This is a genomic window from Pseudoalteromonas sp. SG43-3 (genome assembly GCF_014164385.1).
Classification (GTDB): Bacteria; Pseudomonadota; Gammaproteobacteria; order Enterobacterales; family Alteromonadaceae; genus Pseudoalteromonas; species Pseudoalteromonas distincta.
Window position 1 is genome coordinate 56,272 of sequence record NZ_JACJFC010000001.1, and the last position, 19,341, is coordinate 75,612.

The window sequence follows — 19,341 nt, forward strand, 5'->3', positions numbered from 1 at the left end:
TATGAACAGCTTTAATCGTCAACAAGGTTGGTATAAAGATACTCTGAATAAAAAAATATCGGGTGTTTGTAGTGGTTTAGCCCATAGATTGGACTTTCCGGTATGGGCAACACGCGTAGTTACTATTTTATTGTTTTTGAGTTTTCCGTTTGCAGTTGCACTTGGCTATTTTATAGCGCATTGCTGTCTTGAAAATAAAGAGTATTAATACCAACAGGCATAAATATTTGAACAATTTAACGAATTAAATCACCCTATAACGTTGTTAAAAATTTTAATTTAGAACAGCTAAGTATAAAAATTTTTGCCTAGTTATAGCGCAATTTTCTTATCGTTAAATAGACCTCATGTATAAGCCGGTTGGTATAAGGAGAATTACTATGAAAGCTTTGGCAGTATGTGTAATTATCTATTTATTACTGTTTACTGATTTAATAACGTTTGTGCAGATTGATTCTTGGCAGTTGCCGTTATGGATTGCTGACATTAGTTGGGCTGGGCTCGAGCTTGTAGGTGCTTTGGCCGCAATTATTGCTGTAGTTGCGGTAGTGGCTTTAATTACTATGGGATTAGTTGGTGCCGGTGTAGTGGCATTAGCAGGGACTGTTTTAGCGCTTTTATTCGGATCTATAATGATTGCATGGCCGTTACTATTTGTTGCAGTGTTGTGTTGGCTTGTTGCCGATAACAAAAAAGTAGCCTCTTAATCCTTAATTTGACTGACTATTATAGGTTAACTATGTTAAATTTAGCCTGTAATTTAAAGTTTTCATAAGGATAATAATGATGACGAAACTATGTTTTTCGATGGCTTCTGCATTAATATTTAGTTTTTTTTCGTCATCGTTGGCGGCGCACTCAGGACACGATCATGGTTCTGATGTGGCTGTGCTCGAAGTAACTAACGCGCAAGTTAGAGAGTTTTTACCTGGCAGTACTTCAACTGTAGGTTATTTAACCCTTATTAATCACAGTGGAGCCGCAGCAACTTTAACTAAGGCAACTATTGATGGCTTAGGGCGTGTTGAAATACACGAGCATTCACATGTAGACGGCATGATGAAAATGCAACAAGTTGAATCGGTTGAAATTAAGGCGCACGAAAGTGTCAGCTTTCAGCCTGGCGGTTATCATTTAATGGCATTTGAACCACAAGAGCCATTAAAAGTAGGACAAGAACGTAAACTCACACTATATTTTAGTGACGGTAATCGCTTATTTACTAATGCTCAAGTCGTGTCGCTTGAGGCGCAAGCTAAGCAGTCAAAACCATCTACTCAACACGCTCATCATTAGGAGTACACATGTCGCAACATAAAGGAAAAATAGCAGGAATAATTGTTTTACTGCTTATCATTTTTTACGCAATTGCTGTTTATTGGAGCACAGAACCTTCACGTTTTGACGTTGTTGCAAACGCGAAAGAGCAAGCGCAGCTTCGTAATGAAAAAATAGTAACGGGTTATGTAACTACTTCTACATTAATTACGGTAGCCAATACCTTACTAGATAAACCGGGTGGCTACTTATCAAATGATGTAATACCACCAAGTATTATTATGGATGATATGCCAGCGTGGGAATATGGCGCACTAGAAATGGTACGTGATTTATCGCTTTCTATGCGAAAAGATTTTAGCCGTTCTCAATCACAATCAACGGAACATGAAGCCCTTAAAAAGGCGCAGCCGCAGTTTAATATAAGCTCTGAGGCATGGGCATGGCCAAGTGCCGAAGGTGAGTACCAAAAAGGTATTGACTACTTAATGGTATATCGTGGACAAATTGCTAATGAGCATGAGCGCGATAGCCAATTTTACGCACGAGCAGATAACTTACGTAGTTGGCTTAAAGAAGCTGAGAAACGTTTAGGTAGCTTAAGCCAACGTTTAAGTGCCAGTGTAGGCCAAGAAAAAGTGAACACCGATTTAGCGGGTAATTCATCTAATAAACAAGCAACTCTTGCGCCACTGCAGCAGCAAGTAAGAACACCGTGGTTAGAAATTGACGATGTGTTTTACGAGTCGCGCGGTGCTACTTGGGCGTTACTGCATTTTTTACAAGCGATAGAGTATGACTTTAATGACGTACTTGAAAAGAAAAATGCACGTGTAAGCTTACAACAAATCATACGTGAACTTGAGGCGACTCAAGAAACAGTATGGAGCCCACTTATTTTAAACGGCAATGGTTTTGGCTATGTGGCAAACCATTCTTTAGTTATGGCAAATTATATTTCTAGAGCCAATGCGGCTTTAATCGAACTCAGCGAACTACTAGCTCAAGGATAAAAAATGAAAAAGTATTGTTTAGCAGCAGCCCTTTCAATGGCATGTTTAGCACCAGCAGCGCAAGCTGACACTCTACTAGGTTTATACGTAGGTGTTGATGGGTGGAAGTCAGATAACGATGGTCAATTTTCTTATAAAAATAATGCATCTCAAGATTTTAATTTTGAAGATGAGACTTTTGTAAGTTACTACGCGGCACTTGAGCACCCTGTACCATTAGTTCCAAATATTAAATTAAAGTATACCGAGCTTGAGTTAAATGGTTCTGCGCTACTTACAGATACATTTAGCTTTAATGGCTCTGATTATGTTGTAGGCTCTACGGTAAATACTGTAAGTGATTTAACACACATCGATTACATTTTTTATTATGAGATTTTTGATAACGATTTAATCTCAATTGACTTAGGTTTAAATGCTAAGCAGTTTGATGGTGATATTGTTGTAAATGGTACTACTCAAAATGGTGGTACTAACTTTACCGAAACAAAAGACTTCTCTGGTTTTGTTCCTCTTGCATATGGCCGTGCCGAAGCAGGCTTACCATTTACTGGTTTAAGTGTATTTTTTGAAGGTAGCTTTTTGGCTATTGACGATAGCAAAGTACAAGATTACCAAGTAGGCGTAGCGTGGGAACTTATTGATAACCTAGCAGTAGATGTTGCTGTTAAAGCAGGTTACCGCTCTATGGTATTAGAACTTGATGATGTAGATGATATTACTACTGATATTGATGCATCAGGCCCATTTGCGGGTATTCAGGTTCACTTTTAATTAGTATTTTCTAATTAAACAAAGCGTGGCATATTATTTTATTGCGTGCCACGCTAAATCAAACTCTCCCTCCAGCGCATTATTAATTAACTGCTTATAAATTTTATTTACAGGAAAATTAATGAGTTTAGATAACTCATCACCTGTTTGCGTGAATTTATAATAGCTCAATACCAAATCACTACTTTTTGCTTTTAACGTTACTTTTTGCGATAAAAATGAAAGGGTAAGTTCTTGTCCCGCTTTAAGCACTGCAGATTCAATTTCTTTTCTATACAGTAAATTAAGATCCATGAGCGTTAAAATATCAGGAAAACTAATACCTGTTTTTCCTAAATTTAGAGACACTTTATTGCCTTTTCGTAGCAAATCAAACAATGACGGTTTTTTGTAAAAGCCGAGTAAAATAAAGTGGCTGTCGTCTTTTTCGTTATAGCCTGAGAGCGATACACATTTTTGCAAAGAGTCAGCTTCTCGCTGTGTCATATGCTTTAACGTTTGCAGGCTTTTAATTGAAAACGTACCAGGGTTGAGTGTTTCTCCCGTTAAAATTTTGGCCCATAAAGTTTGCATTGACGCATTTGAAGTATCTTCGCACAGTGCGATAAAATGCTCTACCCAGTCAGCATCGGGTTGTTTAGTACTTGCTACATCGGGGCAAAACCCCATAGCCATTGCTAAAATTGACTCTATATTTTGTTGTTGTTTTATTAGTAGTAAATCTTGGCGCTTTTGGGCACGAGCTAAAACAGAGTTTTCACTGTTGATATGATAAAGCGGCTTAACTTGGCCTTTAGTATCGTAATTTTGTTCGGGGGTAGGCAGTATTCCGTTACTGCCTATTTTTGTTATAGGGTAACCAAGTAAGGATTCGATAATGTTAGCAAGGTTAATTCTCGCTTGTGCTGTCTTGACTGGCATGACTGTGCATTGTCCTTTGTGAATGACTAAGCTGAGCAACAGTTTTAAGGTTATTTAACCCCATTGAAACTGTATTACGGAGCACATATTCGCTCAAAATTGCGGTGTAACCCGATATTAAAGGGGCGGTTGTTTGTCCGTTAATCTTACATATTAAAGTGACGATACCGTTTTGCTCACTAAAATTAAAAGTCCCCCTAATAATATGCTCAGCATTTAAAAGTATATTAAAGCTGACCTTATTTTGATTCACCGAAGTTATGATCATTTCACCATACCCCCATTTTCCTTTCCAAGACTGATGAGCACCTAGGCCAGAGCTTGGTTCGCCCAAGGTAAAACGTATACTGGGGTCTACTTTTTCCCATGGAGACCATTTTTGCCATTGATTAAAGTCAGTAATTAGCGGTTTTACTGCGTCAATATTTGCATTGATTTCTATTGTTTTATTTACATTATAACTTTGGGGAAGTATCAGCCCTACCAGTACTAATACCAATAGCAATAACAGTACGCCTTTGATCAATATTTTTAATGGTTTAATAAGCACACCTTTTATTAGTTTTTTGAGTTGAAATACAACAACTTTTTATTAATCGACTATAGTATGAATTAGATTATAAACCAAAAATAATTTATAAATTGCTACCTAGGAGAGCGAATGTCGTCAGATCAAAACGATTTTTTATTTTTTGAACAAGACTATGAAGATGATGCAGTAATTGAGCCGACTAAGTTTTGGGATATTTTAATTGTTGATGACGAACCTGAGATCCACTCTGTGACAAAGTTAGCTTTGTCTGGGGTTGAGTTTTTGGGGGCAGGCTTGCGATTTCATGATGCCTATTCGGGAGCTGAAGCAATAGAGATTTTAGCTGAAAATAACGATATTTCAGTTGTTTTTTTAGACGTTATTATGGAAACTGACGATGCTGGCTTGCAGGTTGTAAAAAGGGTGCGTGACGAATTAAATAATCAACATGTGAGAATTATTTTAAGAACAGGGCAAGCTGGTAATATACCAGAAGAAAAAGTAATACGTGAGTACGATATAAATGATTATAAAACTAAAACAGAACTCACTCGCTCTAAATTAGTAACATCGCTCATAACCGCTATTCGCTCTTACGAGCAGGTATGCCAGCTTGAATATCAAAGTGATGCAATGAACACGATTGTTTCTGCATCAAAGTCTATTTTAGGGCTTACTGATATTAAGCAACTATGCAAAGAAATCATCAAGCACATGAGTATTATTTTAAAGTGTTCACCTCGAGGGCTTGTGTGCAGCAAATTAGACGGCGATGACTTTATTCAAGTATTAGGTGGTTGTGGGCATTACGAAGACTACTTTGGTGAAAAATTAATTAATGTTGATAGCAAAGTATTTAAACAAGTTGAGTTGTGTTTTGATTTATCAAAGCATCAACATACAGACTCAAGTGCAACATTTGTATTAAAAAGTAAGCATAGAAAAGCGGCTTTATATATAGAATGTGACCATGTTCCTTTGCAAGCACAATTGCAGTTTGCTGAAATCTTCTTAACAAATGTGAGTGTTGCCCTGGATAATATAAGGCTGTTTGTAAAGTTAAGAGATGCAGCTTATAAAGATGTGCTTACAGGTATTTCAAATCGTACCAATTTTATTGAACGGGTAGAGCGTTATCAAAAGCCGCACGTGAATGATTATGTATTTGTACTACTTGATATAGTTAATTTTGCAGATATTAATAATGGCTTAGGGCAAGAGGTCGGCAATAAAGTATTAATTGGCATTGTGCAAAGGTTAAAAGAAAACTACCCAACAGCTAAGTTACTATCTCGTATTGGTGCTGATGTTTTTGGTTTTATTATTCGCCGTGATGAACTCGACTTAAAAAAATTGAATGAGCAGTTAGGTGTTCCATTTTGCGCAGAAGAGCATACATTGCCTATCGATTTTAGATTGGGTTTATGCCAACAGCAAGACTTTCAAAGTAGCGGGATTGATACACTTAAAGTTGCTTATATTGCACTTGACCAAGCTAAAAAAGCAAAGCATAAAGAAGGCGTTTATTACAATATCGACATGCAAGATAAAATGGCTTGGCGCATAGGAATTATTAGACAATTACGCCATGATTTTGCTCGAAACAAGTTAGAGGTATGGTATCAACCTCAACTTTCATTAGGAGACTTGTCTTTAATTGGGTGTGAGGCATTACTTAGGTGGCCCACCGGTAATGGGTCGTATATATCGCCAGCGGTATTTGTTCCACTTGCAGAAGATGCGGGCTTGATTGTTGATATAGGGCAGTGGGTTTTAGAGCAAGCTTGCCAACAACAAAAGCGCCTAGAAAATATGGGTACCGAAATTTGTATTGCGGTTAATGTGTCTGTTCCGCAGTTTAAAGTAAAAGGTTATGCTCAAAACGTTAAAAATACATTATTAAAATATGGTGTTAAGCCAAAAAACATAGAGTTAGAAGTCACAGAAAGCGTAGTAATGGATGAACTCGAAACTGTTATTAATACACTTAGAGAGCTTCAAGAGTTAGGGATTGAGGTTGCTATTGATGACTTTGGGACTGGCTTTTCATCGCTTAGTTATATACAAAGTTTACCCTTGGATAGGTTGAAAATAGATCGTGCATTTATTAAGGATCTGCCAAATGATGACACTGGCGCTATTGCTGCCTTAGTTATTTCTCTTGGTGCTAAGTTGGGTTTAAAAACGATTGCTGAAGGCGTTGAAACACAAGAACAAGCTCAGTTCTTAAAAAACTTAGGCTGTGATGAGGTACAAGGTTTTATGTATGCTAAACCCATGCCTGAGCATGAATTGATAGAATTTATAAATAAACGCTAAAAAAGATTAACTTATTATTTAAGCTAATGAACGATTTAGAATTTAAAGCGCGATATGCTTTGACTACTTTGTATATATAAAGAATTTAGTAGGGTATAATTCGCGCCTTTTGTTATTCTACGGCCACAATTATGAGCACACTCAAAGCTAAGCGCGCCTTATTTTCATACCCGAAATACTGGGCTGAATGTTATGGCACCGCGCCATTTTTACCAACTACACGTGAAGAAATGGATGCACTTGGCTGGGATAGCTGCGACATAATAATAATTAGTGGCGATGCGTATGTTGACCATCCTAGTTTTGGTATGGCTGTAATTGGCCGTGTACTTGAAGCGCAAGGCTTTAGAGTGGGGATTATTGCCCAACCTGCATGGGACTCTAAAGATGCATTTATGGAGCTCGGCAGACCGAATTTATTTTTTGGTGTAACAGCCGGCAACATGGATTCGATGATCAACCGCTATACAGCGGAAAAACGCATGCGCCACGATGATGCTTACACGCCTAATAACGTTGGCGGTAAGCGCCCAGATCGCGCCGTGATGATTTACTCGCAAAAATGCCGTGAAGCATACAAAGGTATCCCAATTGTTATTGGCGGTATTGAAGCCAGCCTTCGCCGTATTGCTCATTACGACTATTGGCAGGAAAAAGTACGTCGTAGTATTTTATTTGATGCAAAAGCCGATATTTTAATTTACGGTAACGCAGAGCGCCCGCTAGTTGAAGTTGCACACCGTATTGCGGCGGGTGAAACGATGGATACGATTCAGGATATTCGCGGCACGGCTGTTATTCGAAAAGAGCCTCTACCTGGTTGGCGTGGCAGTGATTCTACCGCTATTGATAAAATTGGTAAAATCGACCCTATTCCAAACCCATATGGCGCGGATGATGTTGGCTGTAGTAAATCAGAATTTAAACAAGCGGGTATTGATTTAAAAGCAGAAGCGGCAAAACCAATCATGGTTCAGCCTGCACGTCCTAAGCCGTGGGAAAAAACCTATGTTAAGTTACCTGCTTATGAGCAAGTAAGTGTTAACAAACCTTTATACGCCCATGCCTCGCGAATTTTACATCAAGAAACAAACCCTGGTTGTGCAAGAGCGCTTTACCAACGACATGGCGATCGCTCTATTTGGGTAAACCCGCCAGCATATCCATTAGAAACACATGAAATGGATGCTGTATTTGGTTTGCCGTATCAGCGTATTCCTCACCCAAGTTATGGTGATGCTAAAATACCTGCTTACGATATGATTAAAACGTCAGTTAATATTATGCGTGGCTGTTTTGGTGGTTGTTCGTTTTGCTCAATTACAGAGCATGAAGGGCGCATTATTCAAAGTCGTTCGCAAGAATCTATTATTGAAGAAATTGAACAAATTAGAGATAAAGTTCCCGGCTTTACTGGTGTTATTTCTGATTTAGGTGGCCCAACGGCGAATATGTATAAGCTGCGTTGTACTAGTAAAAAAGCCGAGAGTACCTGTAGACGCTTATCATGTGTGTATCCAGATATTTGTAAACACATGGATACAGATCATACGCCAACAATAGATTTGTATAAAAAAGCACGTGAAGTTAAGGGTATTAAAAAGGTATTGATTGCTTCAGGTGTGCGTTACGATTTAGCCGTACGTGACCCGCGTTACGTTAAAGAATTAGTAACGCATCATGTAGGCGGTTACTTAAAAATAGCGCCAGAGCATACAGAGGATGGTCCATTATCAAAAATGATGAAACCAGGTATGGGCGCATATGATCAATTTAAAGAACTATTTGATAAATACTCTAAAGAAGCCGGTAAAAAACAGTACTTAATTCCTTACTTTATATCTGCTCACCCAGGTACAAAAGATGAAGACATGGTAAACATGGCTTTATGGCTTAAATCAAACGACTTTAAGCTTGATCAGGTACAAAATTTTTACCCATCACCTATGGCTAATGCGACGACTATTTACCATACAGAGATGAACTCTTTGCGTAATATAAAAAACAACTCAGAAGTTGTTCCAGTACCTAAAGGCGCACGCCAACGTAGATTACATAAAGCTATTTTACGCTACCACGATGCAGCTGGTTGGCCAATGATACGTGAAGCTCTACGTAAAATGGGTAAAGCTAATTTAATTGGTAAAGGGCCTAACTGTTTAGTGCCAGAAGAAGGGCGCGATGAAAAATCAGGTAAAGGTGGTAAAAAAGGTGGGCGTCCGGCACTAACGCGACATACTGGTTTTAGCCAATTTAAAAAGGCAAACACTAAGCCAAAAGTGGGCGGTAATCGTCAAAGCACACGTTAGTAATTTTATTCGCTAATAGATAAGGCTAATTGCGGTACGCGTTTTTTAGCTTTTGTATACGTAAATTAAGTCAGCTTTGCTCTTTATTATCTATATTATTGTAGGTGATAAAGAGTGAGGTTTTAGAGCCTCCCTCTCTTTAGATATCCTGTGCTAAGTTTAGCTTTTTTTTAAAGCATTGATGATAACCACAAACGCAATTTAAGTGACCATAACGGCTGAATGCCGGTGAGTCCTTGCGTCATTTTATTATCTTTTAAGATTATATAAGATGGCGTGACTTGTCCCTGCCAATCGGAAAATATCTCCCCGTGTTGATCGTTAACAGTACTGAAGCTGTAGCCTTGCTCATTTAAATAATCATGCAGCTCTTGATCAGAGCCTGATTTTATCGCGATGCTCACAACAGGGTATTTATTCTCGTTTGCGAGTTCGTTTATGGCAGGGGAGGTAATACTACAAATAGGACACCAAGTTCCCCAAAAATACACAAGCGTGGGTTTATCTTGGCTCATTGCTGCTAAATTAATGTTTTGCCCTTTATAGTCGATTAATTGTAATTGAGGATTTGCTGGCATGACAGGTTGCCGCCACCAATTGACGGCGGTATAAATGACGAAAAATATAGAGCCATATACCAGTACACTTTTTAATATGGATACGCTTTTTTGTTTTAGCGTTTTTTTAGGTATGTCATTTTTATGTTTGGTATCCGTTGCCATAGCTACTGATTTACCCTAAGTATTTTTGCTGTAGTTTTTTACATTTAAAGCGTTTAATTTATATCAGCAACCATGTAGCAGTACCTAAAAAGGCGAATATACCAACAATATCAGTCACCGTGGTTAGCACCACACTCCCTGCAAGAGCAGGGTCTATATTCATTCTTTTAAGAATTATTGGAATACTTGCACCAGCAACACCTGCCACCACTAAGTTCATAAACATAGCGAAGGCGAGTACGCCACCAAGCATAAAGTCCCACTGCCATAGCGCAATAACACCCGCAATTAATAGTGACCACAAAATACCGTTTAGCGCGCCAATGGCCAGTTCTTTCATCATCAAGAAACGTTGGTTTGTTTGGTTTATATGACCTACTGCAATACCACGGATAACAAGCGTTAATGATTGGCTACCAGCAACACCACCCATAGAAGGGACAATACCGTTAAGCACAGCCAAAATAGGGAGCACATCTAAAGTGCCTTCAAAAAAGCTAGCTACAAAAGCAGCTGCAAGTGCGGTTAGTAAGTTAACTCCTAGCCAAACTGAGCGTTTTTTAGAGCTTTTTAGTACTGGCGCGAATGTATCCTCTTCATCATCAAGACCGGCTAGGCTTAATAAGCTATGCTCGGCATCTTCTCGGATTACATCAACGATGTCATCGATAGTAACACGACCGAGGAGTTGGTCGTTATCGTCCACCACTGGGGCCGATATCCAATTATGACGCTCAAATAATTGCGCTACTTCACTTTCATCCATTGAGATTGGGATAGACTCACAATCTTCATCCATTAAATCGCGGACAATTTTTTCTGGCGGATTAGTTAATAATGTACTCAGCGATAAAGCGCCTATAAAGCAGTTATGTTTATCAACAACATATAAATCATCTGTACCCTCTGGTAACTCACCACGCAGTCTAATATAACGAAGTACAACATCGAGTGTTACATCAGGGCGAATGGTCACCGTATCGGTGTTCATTAGCGCACCTGCTGAACGCTCTTGATATGACAGTGCTTGCGTGGCACGTTCACGGTCTTGAATGTCCATCGCGCTAACAACGTCTTTATAGACGGTATCTGGCAGGCTACGTAATACTTCACCTAAGTCATCGTGGCCCATGTCTTCAGTTGCGGCGGCAATGTGCTTAGGTTCCATTTGGGCAATAATGCCTAAACGAACATCTTCAGATAATTCTTCAAGAACATCACCCTGCACATCAGGATCGACCAATTGCCAAAGCAGTCGGCGAATTTTATGCGGTGATGATTCTAATAATAATGCGGTATCACAAGGAGCCGTTTTTGCGAGCATGCGCCTAACTTGAACAAATTGACCACTATTGAGTGACTTCGTCACCTGCTTTAGTTGCTGTAGTGGATAATCTTGTTCAAAAGCTTCTGGCATTGGCGTCCTTTATAAATTGTTATATTACTTTATGGGGGGAGGTGAGTTAACTGGCGTTACTAACCTATTTATTTTATATATCTGTTTTAATTGAAGCACTAGTAATGCGAATATTGTTTTTATAAAACAGATTATTCTTGTTCATTAAAGCGTTGTGCTATTAATTCTCCAACAGCGTGTAAAGCTTGCTCAGAATCAGGGCCTTTACAAACAACTTTAACTTCTTTTCCTTGGCTACTTTCAAGTAACATTAATGCAAGTACGCTATCGCCTGCTGCTTCTTTGTCATCTTGGAATAATGTGATTGTAGCATCAAATTGTACTGCTAATTGCGCAAGCACAGTAGCTGCTCTGGCGTGTAAGCCTAATTTGTTTTTTATTAAAAAGGTATCTTCACAATGCATAACTTACTCTACCTAAGCTGAACAGGTGATTATTCAGCTATATTATTTTTCTTGTTCGCGATGGCGAATTTTTACATTGGGATGTGTCATTGCAAAACTTTCACCGATAGTTTGCGCTAAATACACAGAGCGATGTTGCCCACCTGTACAGCCAATAGCAATGGTTAAATAACTGCGGTTATTTCGTTCTAAATGCGGTAACCACGTTTGTACAAATGTTTGAATTTGCCATGTGAATTTTTGCACTATGCTGTGATTAGCTAAATAGTCTTTAACCGGTTGATCTAACCCATTTAAAGGCTTCAACTCTGGTTCCCAGTGTGGATTTGGTAAAAAGCGTGCATCAAATACGTAGTCTGCTTCTTTTGGTATACCGTGTTTAAAACCAAATGATTCAAATGTGACAATCAGTTGCTTATCTTTTTTACCTAAAATCTTTTCACGAATAGATTCAGCGAGTTGATGAACACTTAAATCAGTCGTATCTATCATAAAGTCGGCGCGAGTGGTTAATACATCAAGTAATTCTTTTTCTTTTTTGATGGCTAAATCAAGAGGCAACGAGTCTATTGATAGTGGGTGTAATCTGCGTGTTTCAGAAAAGCGTTTGATCAATGTCTGATCGTCACTATCTAAATAAAATAACGTAGGGTTTGCAAAGCCTGGTAAGTATTCAAGAATATCGTTAAATTCATCTTGTTCTTTAGGTATGTTGCGCACATCTATGCTAACAGCAATTTTATCGTAGCTATCAGACACACTGCGAACTAATGAAGGTAGTAGGTTTACTGGAATATTATCTACGCAATAATAACCTAAATCTTCTACAACGCGCAAAGCAACCGACTTTCCAGAACCAGAACGGCCGCTTATGATAATTAACTCCATTTAACACCCTTTATAAAACTATGATTGATCGACAATAACTTGGTAAAGCTCAGTATCAGATTTTGCACTGCGTAACTGTTTACAAAAATCTTTGTTGTTTAGTTTATCAGCAATGGTTGCTAGAGTCTTTAAGTGCTGCTGGTTATCGCCATCTGGTACGATGAGTGCGACAAAAATATCAACAGGGCGATTATCGATTGCATCAAAGTTTATTGGAGTTTCGCTAACGAGCACTAAAGCCAAAGGCTCTTCTGCACCGCTCATTCTTCCATGAGGAATAGCAATGCCACGTCCTATACCTGTACTACCTAATTTCTCTCTGCTCATTAAAGCATTAAGAATATCTTGTTGCGGTAAATACGGAAGTTTGTCGTGAGCAAGTTCGCTAATGAACTCTAAAATTCTTTTTTTGCTATTAAAAAGGACCGCAGCTTTGCTGCAGTCCTGGCATATAAGTGAACTTAATTTCATCATATTAGTGTCGAGCAAGCTTCTCTTTGTGTTTGATTACTTGGCGATCGAGCTTGTCGATCAACGAGTCAATAGCGGCATACATATCTTGATGTTCTGTAGAGGCAAATAGCTCAGCACCGCTTACGTGTATTGTGGCTTCTGCTTTTTGATTTAATTTTTCTACATCGAGAATGACATGAACATTATTAATATGATCAGAGTGTCTTTCAAGCTTCGCAAATTTAGTATTAATATAGTCTCTTAGTGAATCGGTTAATTCTACGTGACGACCAGTTAAGTTTAGTTGCATAAGCATTACCCTCTTAGTTTAGCGTCTTAAATCAGACTTTTACGCTGATTTGACGGTGGAATAGCAAGAGATTCGCGGTATTTTGCGATTGTACGTCTCGCTACTTTAATTCCTTGCTCAGCCAATATATCCGCTATTTTGCTATCACTCAATGGTTTTGCTGAGTTTTCTGCTGCGATTAATTTTCGGATAAGCGCACGTATTGCTGTAGATGAACATTCACCACCGTTTTCAGTACTTACATGGCTTGAGAAAAAATATTTAAGCTCAAATATACCACGGGGTGTATGCATGTACTTTTGAGTAGTTACGCGAGAAATTGTCGATTCGTGCATTTCTACCATTTCAGCAACATCATTTAAAACCATTGGTTTCATGGCTTCAGGGCCATGTTCAAAAAAGCCTTGTTGTTGCTTAACAATACAATTAGTAACTTTTAATAGCGTGTCGTTTCTACTTTCTAAGCTTTTAATAAACCATTTAGCTTCTTGTAAATGTGAGCGAATAAACTGGCTGTCGCCACTTGATTTTACAGTGCGAGACATTGCTGCGTATTGGCTATTAACACGAATTTTAGGCATGCTATCTGGGTTTAATTCGACAACCCAGCGGCCTTTAATTTTTTTAACTGACACATCAGGAATAACATACTCAGATTCTTCCCTTACAATAGTATCTGCAGGTTTTGGGTTGAGAGTATGTATTAGTGTCATTACTTCTTTAAGCTCTTCTTCTTTGAGCTTAGTTTTTTTCATTAATGTACGATAGTCGCGAGCTGCTAATAGATCAATATGCTCGGTTAAAATCATTTTCGTTTCATTAATATAAGGTGTTTCTTTATCAAATTGATTAAGCTGAATACACAAACACTCTTGTAAACTACGTGCAGCAATACCAACAGGATCAAACAGTTGGATGCGTTTTAATACCGCTTCAATTTCATCAAGTTCGACTTCGTTATCATCTTCGTTTTCTTGATTAAAGCTTTCTAAAATCTCTTCGCAGCTTAGTGTTAAAATACCTGAATCATCGACAGCTTCTACAATAGCAATAGCAATAGCTTCGTCTGTAGGGCTAAATGGCGTTAGTTGTAATTGCCACATTAAATACTCATGCAGCGTTTCAGTAGAGGCGCCTTGGTATATTGATTCGTCTTCAGGCATTGGACCTGATGAGGCTGCAGGAGCGGCACTCATGTACTCATCCCAACTGACATCCATAGCCATGTCGTCACTTAGCGTGTCTTTTGCAAGTGCTTCACCAGTATCTTGTTCGTATTCGCTCGGAGCATCATCAGCAGATGCGCTAACAGTTATGTCATCGGTATCAGCTTTTTGCTCGTTTTTACCAGCAGCGTCTTCGGAATAGTCTGCCTCTTCAACCTCTAATAGTGGATTACTGTCGAGAGCTTCTTGTATTTCTTGCTGGAGATCCAATGTACTGAGTTGCAACAAACGAATAGCTTGTTGCAACTGTGGAGTCATTGTAAGTTGCTGGCCCATGCGCAGCTGTAGTGATTGCCTCATGTATCTCTAACAATCCTTTTATGTTGTTATAATTAATACTAGCAGATGCTTAAAGACATGGCGTAAATGTTACAGCCTAAATTGCTCGCCTAAGTAAACATCGCGTACTGTTTTATCATTTAATACGTGTTCTGGAGTACCTGATGCAATCAGCTCCCCATGAGAAACAATGTAGGCTTTTTCACAAACATCAAGGGTCTCTCTTACGTTATGGTCGGTAATTAATACACCAATCCCACGATTTTTAAGATGTTCTATTATTTTCTTTATATCTAATACCGAAATAGGGTCAACACCGGCAAACGGTTCATCCAGTAATATAAATTTAGGATCTGCTGCCAGCGCTCGTGCTATTTCTACACGACGACGTTCTCCCCCCGATAATGCCATACCTTGGCTATCACGAATGTGTTGTATGCTAAATTCATCTAATAAGTTATTGAGCGTGTCTTCTCTGGCTTGTTTATTTAGTTCTTTGCGCGTTTCTAAAATGGCCATTAAGTTTTGATAAACAGTCAGCTTTCTAAAAATCGATGACTCTTGTGGTAAGTAGCCTATGCCTAATCTAGCACGACTATGCATAGGTAAAAGAGTAATATCGTTATCATCAATAGATATTTTACCTTTGTCGCTAGGAACAAGCCCTACAATCATATAAAAAGTCGTTGTTTTACCAGCACCGTTAGGGCCAAGTAAGCCAACTATACTGCCAGCTTGTACTTCAAGGCCGACGTTTTTTACAACTTCACGACCTTTATAGCTTTTTGCTAATAGTTCTGCTTTTAATGTGCTCATGGTTGACCTTTATCGCCTTTTTTACTTTTTTTAGTTTCGATCGGTACTAAAATTGTGTGAACGCGGTCAGTTGAGTTTTCATCTTTTTCGGCACTGATGAGCTGCTGCTCTATGTCGTAGGTAATGCTTTTAGCATTTATTTTTTGTCCGGCTTGCGATACTTGTGCATTACCAACAAGCGTTAAAAAACGCTTAGATACATCATAACGTACTTCGTCAGCACTGGCGCTCATAGTCGTGCCGTCTGATTGCTTTTCTTCAAAGTGCGCAGGGCTACCTGTGGCAATTAATAATTGTTTATTATCACCAAGTTCATCACGTTTGTGTACTTCGAGGCGATCGGCTGTAATGCGGCGATTACCGTGAATAATCTCAACGTTTTTCTCAAAAATACCCACATTAGCTTTCAATTGACCTTCTTGCTTGTCGGCACTTATTGAAATTTGATTGGCAGCAGGTTGCGTGTTTTGCTCTGCAGCACTACTATTAAACGCTAGTATAAGTGTAGGAATTATAAGTGATTTTAATATTTTATTGGTCATAATATATGGTTCGCGTATGGTTAATTAGTTTTATCACTTCGGTTTTCAAGTCGGCTTCTAGGCCTTTACCGGTGATTTTTAAATTGGGTCCAGTGATAATGACGGGTTGCTCCGAACGCATTGTTAATAACTTTATATCAACCTGAATATTATCAGCATTGATTTTGTCTATCATGGCGTTATCGGTTAAATTTTTGGCAACCACATTACCTTCTAAAATTAATTGTTTATCTTCATATAATGTTGCTTCGTCTGCATTTATTTGCCACGTTTGTTGCTCGTTATATAAAGTAAAAATGGGTTTTTCAAAAAACGTGAAACCTAATTGCTGGTATAGCTCCATTTTAGCCGCAGTGACTTTGTGGCTAATTTTACCTTGCTCATCATAGGCTGTCTGTTTGAGCTCAATAGCTATGTAATCAGGCTTAGCAACAACTTCAGGCTCAGCCTGAGGCACAATATTTGTTTGTGTAAAATAAGGGTACCAAAGCCAAACCATACAGCTAATGAATAAAACGCTTAATATTATGCGCGCTGCATTCATGAACTAGTGCCTTGTGTAGTCAATGCTTTACCATTTTCAAGCATGAGCAAATCGGTGAGTTCTCTCACAGCGCCAAAACCACCAGGCATTTGCGTTACATAATGTGACAAACGCTTAATAAGAGGGTGGGCATCATTTACTGCAACGGCAAAGCCTACTAACTCCATAACAGGCATGTCAGGACCGTCATCACCAATATAAGCAATTTGTTCATCGCTAAGGTTGAGTTTATCTTTTAATTCTTGATAGGCAATGAGCTTATTTTCTTGGCCTTGATAAATATGCTGTACGGTTAAGCTGCTCATACGTTGTTGTACTATCTGTGAATGACGACCAGTAATAACAGCTACTTCAAAGCCACTGTTTATAAGTGCTTTAATGCCAAAACCATCTTTTGTATTAAATGCTTTTAGCTCTTCACCTTGATTGCCAAGGTAAATACGGCCATCAGAAAATACACCATCAATATCGCATATAAGTAGTTTTACTTTTTTAGCGCGTGCTTTTGCATCATCGCTCAGCGGTTGATAGAGTTCTTCAAATTGCATTTATAACACTCCTGCTTTTAATAGGTCTTGCATATTTAATGCGCCAATAGGTTGGTTTTTCTCATTGACGACGATTAGGCCATTTATACGTTTACGTTCCATAATATTGAGCGCTTCAGCGGCTAAAATATCTTGCGTAGCTGTAGTGCATGACTTAGTCATAACAACATCTATTTGTGTTGTATGAATATCAATTCTTTGTTCTAAAATGCGACGTAAGTCACCATCGGTAAATAACCCTACGAGTTGCTGATTTTCATCAACAATGGCTGACATACCTAATCCTTTAGCTGACATTTCTATTAGAGCATCTTTAACTGTTTGTGAAACATCAATAATAGGTGTATTTGCGCCGCTGTGCATAACATCTTTTAAAGTAAGTAATAAGCGCTTGCCTAAACTACCACCTGGGTGAGATAGCGCGAAGTCATCAGCTGTAAAGCCGCGAGCTTCTAATAATGCAACTGCCATGGCATCGCCCATCGCAAGCGTTGCAGTGGTACTTGATGTAGGGGCTAGACCCAATGAACAAGCTTCTTTTTCTACTTTAATGCATACATGTACATTAGCAAGGGTTGCCATGGTTGATTGTGTATTGCCAGTCATCGCTATCATTTTGGCACCAAGTCGTTTTAAAACCGGAATGATATTTAAAACTTCGCTGGTTTCCCCTGAATTAGAAATAAGCATAACCACGTCATTTTTAGTGATCATACCTAAATCACCATGACTTGCTTCACCAGGGTGAACAAAAAACGCAGGGCTGCCAGTGCTTGCAAGGGTTGCCGCTATTTTATTGCCAATATGGCCTGATTTTCCCATGCCAATAACAATAATACGGCCTTCACAGTCGTACATTAATTGGCACGCGTTATGAAAATTTTCATCTACATATTGTGCAATATCACTAAGTGCTTGGCGCTCAACATCTAAAACGCGAAGGCCTTGTTCAATAAAGTTTAGCGTTGCCATCATTTACCCTACTTGACTAAAAATATACCCTTGGTAACCCAAAAACGCTATTAGCAATAAGCCGCCTTCTACCCTATTGATACGCTGGGTGCCTCTAAAGTTCAATGACATAATAATAAGAGCAAGTGTTGCACCAATCATAATTAATATATCTCGGCTTACTAACGATGGATCAATTGCTGAAGGATTAATAATACCTGCTAGAGGTAATACAGCTAAAATATTAAATATGTTTGATCCAACAATATTACCTAGTGCTAAATCATCTTCATTTTTAAGTACACCTGCAACCGAGGCGGCAAGTTCCGGTAAGCTAGTACCAATGGCAATAATTGTTAAACCAATGACTAAGTCGCTTAAGCCGAAGTATTTAGCAATATCAACAGCTGAGCCGATTAAAAAATGAGAACTAACCGGCAGGAGTATCATGCCAACAATTAACCAAAATACCGCTTTTTTAGTAGGTACGTCGTTTGGTACATCGTCGCAGGCTTCTGAGACAAATGGGTCATCTTGGTTTTTTGCACGCATAGATACAATGATTAACCCACCGATGAATACGATAAAGCCAACTAAAAGCGCAACACCTTCACTAAATGAAAAGTAGTTATCTGAGAACACATACCAAGTAGCTAAAGATACGAGCATCACTAATGGCATTTCACGTTTTAACGTACTAGATGAAACTGAAAGAGGGCGAAATAGAGCAGTGATACCTAACACAAGTAAAATGTTTGTAATATTAGAGCCAACAGCATTGCCAACGGCTGTGTCGGTTTTGTTAGCTAAAGCGGCAGAGGCTGAAACCATCATTTCAGGGGCTGAAGAGCCCATGGCTACAACGGTCAAACCAACAATAAGTGTAGGTACACCAAAGTTTTTAGCAAGAGCCGCAGCCCCATAAACAAACCTATCGGCACTCCAAACAAGAGCTGCAAAACCAAGAATTAAAATAACAAACGAGGTAACCATTGTGTTAAGCCAGTTATACAAAATACGGATGGCGCGAATAGTAACAAAAGCCAAGATGAAAGTATAAATAAAAGAGTAAGGTCAACTAGGTAACAATGTTGC

At 38.8% G+C, this 19,341-nt stretch carries 22 protein-coding genes; 7 read left to right on the forward strand and 15 right to left on the reverse strand.

What is annotated here, in order from left to right; translation table 11 throughout:
• Position 1 precedes the first annotated feature (1 nt).
• The 5 genes from H5157_RS00280 to H5157_RS00300 all read left to right on the forward strand — a co-directional run bounded on the left by H5157_RS00280 (position 2) and on the right by H5157_RS00300 (position 3,065).
• Positions 2-208: a PspC domain-containing protein gene (locus H5157_RS00280; protein ID WP_002957924.1), complete on the forward strand. Its 207-nt coding sequence runs from the start codon at positions 2-4 to the stop codon at positions 206-208.
• Between the two features lie 172 nt (positions 209-380).
• Positions 381-707, forward strand: a complete 327-nt coding sequence (locus tag H5157_RS00285; RefSeq protein ID WP_002957925.1) for a hypothetical protein — start codon at positions 381-383, stop codon at positions 705-707.
• Between the two features lie 79 nt (positions 708-786).
• Positions 787-1,296: a copper chaperone PCu(A)C gene (locus tag H5157_RS00290; protein WP_024595803.1), complete on the forward strand. Its 510-nt coding sequence runs from the start codon at positions 787-789 to the stop codon at positions 1,294-1,296.
• An 8-nt stretch (positions 1,297-1,304) separates the two neighbouring features.
• Positions 1,305-2,291, forward strand: a complete 987-nt coding sequence (locus H5157_RS00295) for a DUF2333 family protein (protein ID WP_024603343.1) — start codon at positions 1,305-1,307, stop codon at positions 2,289-2,291.
• A gap of 3 nt (positions 2,292-2,294) precedes the next feature.
• Positions 2,295-3,065, forward strand: coding sequence for a TIGR04219 family outer membrane beta-barrel protein (locus tag H5157_RS00300; RefSeq protein ID WP_002957929.1), 771 nt, complete (start codon positions 2,295-2,297; stop codon positions 3,063-3,065).
• Between the two features lie 33 nt (positions 3,066-3,098).
• Here H5157_RS00300 and H5157_RS00305 read toward each other — a convergent pair whose 3' ends face one another.
• Both H5157_RS00305 and H5157_RS00310 read right to left on the reverse strand, forming a co-directional pair.
• Entirely contained in the window at positions 3,099-3,986 is an 888-nt protein-coding gene (locus H5157_RS00305; RefSeq protein WP_182723909.1) for a TIGR03899 family protein, read from the reverse strand.
• Positions 3,955-4,536, reverse strand: coding sequence for an SRPBCC family protein (locus tag H5157_RS00310; protein WP_182715711.1), 582 nt, complete (start codon positions 4,534-4,536; stop codon positions 3,955-3,957). Before H5157_RS00310 ends, H5157_RS00305 begins: the two co-directional genes overlap by 32 nt.
• 111 nt (positions 4,537-4,647) lie before the next feature.
• Between H5157_RS00310 and H5157_RS00315 the strand changes: the two genes are divergently transcribed.
• Complete coding sequence (locus tag H5157_RS00315) at positions 4,648-6,837, forward strand: EAL domain-containing protein (protein ID WP_182723910.1); 2,190 nt, start codon at positions 4,648-4,650, stop codon at positions 6,835-6,837.
• Positions 6,838-6,968: 131 nt separating this feature from the next.
• Positions 6,969-9,146, forward strand: a complete 2,178-nt coding sequence (locus H5157_RS00320; protein ID WP_182694728.1) for a YgiQ family radical SAM protein — start codon at positions 6,969-6,971, stop codon at positions 9,144-9,146.
• Positions 9,147-9,316: 170 nt separating this feature from the next.
• Here the strand turns inward: H5157_RS00320 and H5157_RS00325 are convergent, their stop codons facing one another.
• The 13 genes from H5157_RS00325 to H5157_RS00385 all read right to left on the reverse strand — a co-directional run bounded on the left by H5157_RS00325 (position 9,317) and on the right by H5157_RS00385 (position 19,239).
• Positions 9,317-9,724 carry a protein disulfide oxidoreductase gene (locus tag H5157_RS00325; protein WP_220488593.1) on the reverse strand — a complete coding sequence of 136 codons (408 nt, stop codon included), beginning with the start codon at positions 9,722-9,724 and terminating at the stop codon, positions 9,317-9,319.
• Between the two features lie 202 nt (positions 9,725-9,926).
• Positions 9,927-11,285 (reverse strand): magnesium transporter, encoded by a 1,359-nt coding sequence (mgtE, locus tag H5157_RS00330; RefSeq protein WP_002957935.1) that lies wholly within the window; start codon positions 11,283-11,285, stop codon positions 9,927-9,929.
• A gap of 131 nt (positions 11,286-11,416) precedes the next feature.
• Positions 11,417-11,689, reverse strand: a complete 273-nt coding sequence (locus H5157_RS00335; RefSeq protein ID WP_002957937.1) for an HPr family phosphocarrier protein — start codon at positions 11,687-11,689, stop codon at positions 11,417-11,419.
• Between the two features lie 42 nt (positions 11,690-11,731).
• Positions 11,732-12,577, reverse strand: coding sequence for an RNase adapter RapZ (rapZ, locus tag H5157_RS00340; protein WP_002957938.1), 846 nt, complete (start codon positions 12,575-12,577; stop codon positions 11,732-11,734).
• A gap of 18 nt (positions 12,578-12,595) precedes the next feature.
• Positions 12,596-13,048: a PTS IIA-like nitrogen regulatory protein PtsN gene (ptsN, locus tag H5157_RS00345; protein WP_024595797.1), complete on the reverse strand. Its 453-nt coding sequence runs from the start codon at positions 13,046-13,048 to the stop codon at positions 12,596-12,598.
• 4 nt (positions 13,049-13,052) lie between these two features.
• On the reverse strand, positions 13,053-13,340 hold the full coding sequence (hpf, locus tag H5157_RS00350) for a ribosome hibernation promoting factor (RefSeq protein WP_007580301.1): 288 nt from the start codon (positions 13,338-13,340) through the stop codon (positions 13,053-13,055).
• Between the two features lie 26 nt (positions 13,341-13,366).
• Complete coding sequence (locus H5157_RS00355) at positions 13,367-14,866, reverse strand: RNA polymerase factor sigma-54 (protein ID WP_002957941.1); 1,500 nt, start codon at positions 14,864-14,866, stop codon at positions 13,367-13,369.
• A 69-nt stretch (positions 14,867-14,935) separates the two neighbouring features.
• Complete coding sequence (lptB, locus tag H5157_RS00360) at positions 14,936-15,661, reverse strand: LPS export ABC transporter ATP-binding protein (RefSeq protein ID WP_002957942.1); 726 nt, start codon at positions 15,659-15,661, stop codon at positions 14,936-14,938.
• On the reverse strand, positions 15,658-16,203 hold the full coding sequence (gene lptA, locus H5157_RS00365) for a lipopolysaccharide transport periplasmic protein LptA (protein ID WP_002957943.1): 546 nt from the start codon (positions 16,201-16,203) through the stop codon (positions 15,658-15,660). Before lptA ends, lptB begins: the two co-directional genes overlap by 4 nt.
• On the reverse strand, positions 16,193-16,747 hold the full coding sequence (lptC, locus tag H5157_RS00370) for an LPS export ABC transporter periplasmic protein LptC (protein WP_002957944.1): 555 nt from the start codon (positions 16,745-16,747) through the stop codon (positions 16,193-16,195). The genes lptA and lptC overlap by 11 nt, the downstream gene beginning before the upstream one ends.
• A complete protein-coding gene (kdsC, locus tag H5157_RS00375) occupies positions 16,744-17,295 on the reverse strand; it encodes a 3-deoxy-manno-octulosonate-8-phosphatase KdsC (protein ID WP_007580311.1) in 552 nt (183 codons plus the stop codon). Before kdsC ends, lptC begins: the two co-directional genes overlap by 4 nt.
• On the reverse strand, positions 17,296-18,267 hold the full coding sequence (locus tag H5157_RS00380) for a KpsF/GutQ family sugar-phosphate isomerase (protein WP_182724002.1): 972 nt from the start codon (positions 18,265-18,267) through the stop codon (positions 17,296-17,298).
• Between the two features lie 3 nt (positions 18,268-18,270).
• Positions 18,271-19,239: a calcium/sodium antiporter gene (locus H5157_RS00385; RefSeq protein ID WP_002957947.1), complete on the reverse strand. Its 969-nt coding sequence runs from the start codon at positions 19,237-19,239 to the stop codon at positions 18,271-18,273.
• Positions 19,240-19,341 lie beyond the last annotated feature (102 nt).

Coding starts and splice junctions, on each gene's coding strand:
- H5157_RS00280 (WP_002957924.1), top strand. CDS start 2: ATGAACAGCTTTAATCGTCAACAAGGTTGGTATAAAGATACTCTGAAT.
- H5157_RS00285 (WP_002957925.1), top strand. CDS start 381: ATGAAAGCTTTGGCAGTATGTGTAATTATCTATTTATTACTGTTTACT.
- H5157_RS00290 (WP_024595803.1), top strand. CDS start 787: ATGACGAAACTATGTTTTTCGATGGCTTCTGCATTAATATTTAGTTTT.
- H5157_RS00295 (WP_024603343.1), top strand. CDS start 1,305: ATGTCGCAACATAAAGGAAAAATAGCAGGAATAATTGTTTTACTGCTT.
- H5157_RS00300 (WP_002957929.1), top strand. CDS start 2,295: ATGAAAAAGTATTGTTTAGCAGCAGCCCTTTCAATGGCATGTTTAGCA.
- H5157_RS00305 (WP_182723909.1), bottom strand. CDS start 3,986: ATGCCAGTCAAGACAGCACAAGCGAGAATTAACCTTGCTAACATTATC.
- H5157_RS00315 (WP_182723910.1), top strand. CDS start 4,648: ATGTCGTCAGATCAAAACGATTTTTTATTTTTTGAACAAGACTATGAA.
- H5157_RS00320 (WP_182694728.1), top strand. CDS start 6,969: ATGAGCACACTCAAAGCTAAGCGCGCCTTATTTTCATACCCGAAATAC.
- H5157_RS00325 (WP_220488593.1), bottom strand. CDS start 9,724: ATGCCAGCAAATCCTCAATTACAATTAATCGACTATAAAGGGCAAAAC.
- mgtE (WP_002957935.1), bottom strand. CDS start 11,285: ATGCCAGAAGCTTTTGAACAAGATTATCCACTACAGCAACTAAAGCAG.
- H5157_RS00335 (WP_002957937.1), bottom strand. CDS start 11,689: ATGCATTGTGAAGATACCTTTTTAATAAAAAACAAATTAGGCTTACAC.
- rapZ (WP_002957938.1), bottom strand. CDS start 12,577: ATGGAGTTAATTATCATAAGCGGCCGTTCTGGTTCTGGAAAGTCGGTT.
- ptsN (WP_024595797.1), bottom strand. CDS start 13,048: ATGAAATTAAGTTCACTTATATGCCAGGACTGCAGCAAAGCTGCGGTC.
- hpf (WP_007580301.1), bottom strand. CDS start 13,340: ATGCAACTAAACTTAACTGGTCGTCACGTAGAATTAACCGATTCACTA.
- H5157_RS00355 (WP_002957941.1), bottom strand. CDS start 14,866: ATGAGGCAATCACTACAGCTGCGCATGGGCCAGCAACTTACAATGACT.
- lptB (WP_002957942.1), bottom strand. CDS start 15,661: ATGAGCACATTAAAAGCAGAACTATTAGCAAAAAGCTATAAAGGTCGT.
- lptA (WP_002957943.1), bottom strand. CDS start 16,203: ATGACCAATAAAATATTAAAATCACTTATAATTCCTACACTTATACTA.
- lptC (WP_002957944.1), bottom strand. CDS start 16,747: ATGAATGCAGCGCGCATAATATTAAGCGTTTTATTCATTAGCTGTATG.
- kdsC (WP_007580311.1), bottom strand. CDS start 17,295: ATGCAATTTGAAGAACTCTATCAACCGCTGAGCGATGATGCAAAAGCA.
- H5157_RS00380 (WP_182724002.1), bottom strand. CDS start 18,267: ATGGCAACGCTAAACTTTATTGAACAAGGCCTTCGCGTTTTAGATGTT.
- H5157_RS00385 (WP_002957947.1), bottom strand. CDS start 19,239: ATGGTTACCTCGTTTGTTATTTTAATTCTTGGTTTTGCAGCTCTTGTT.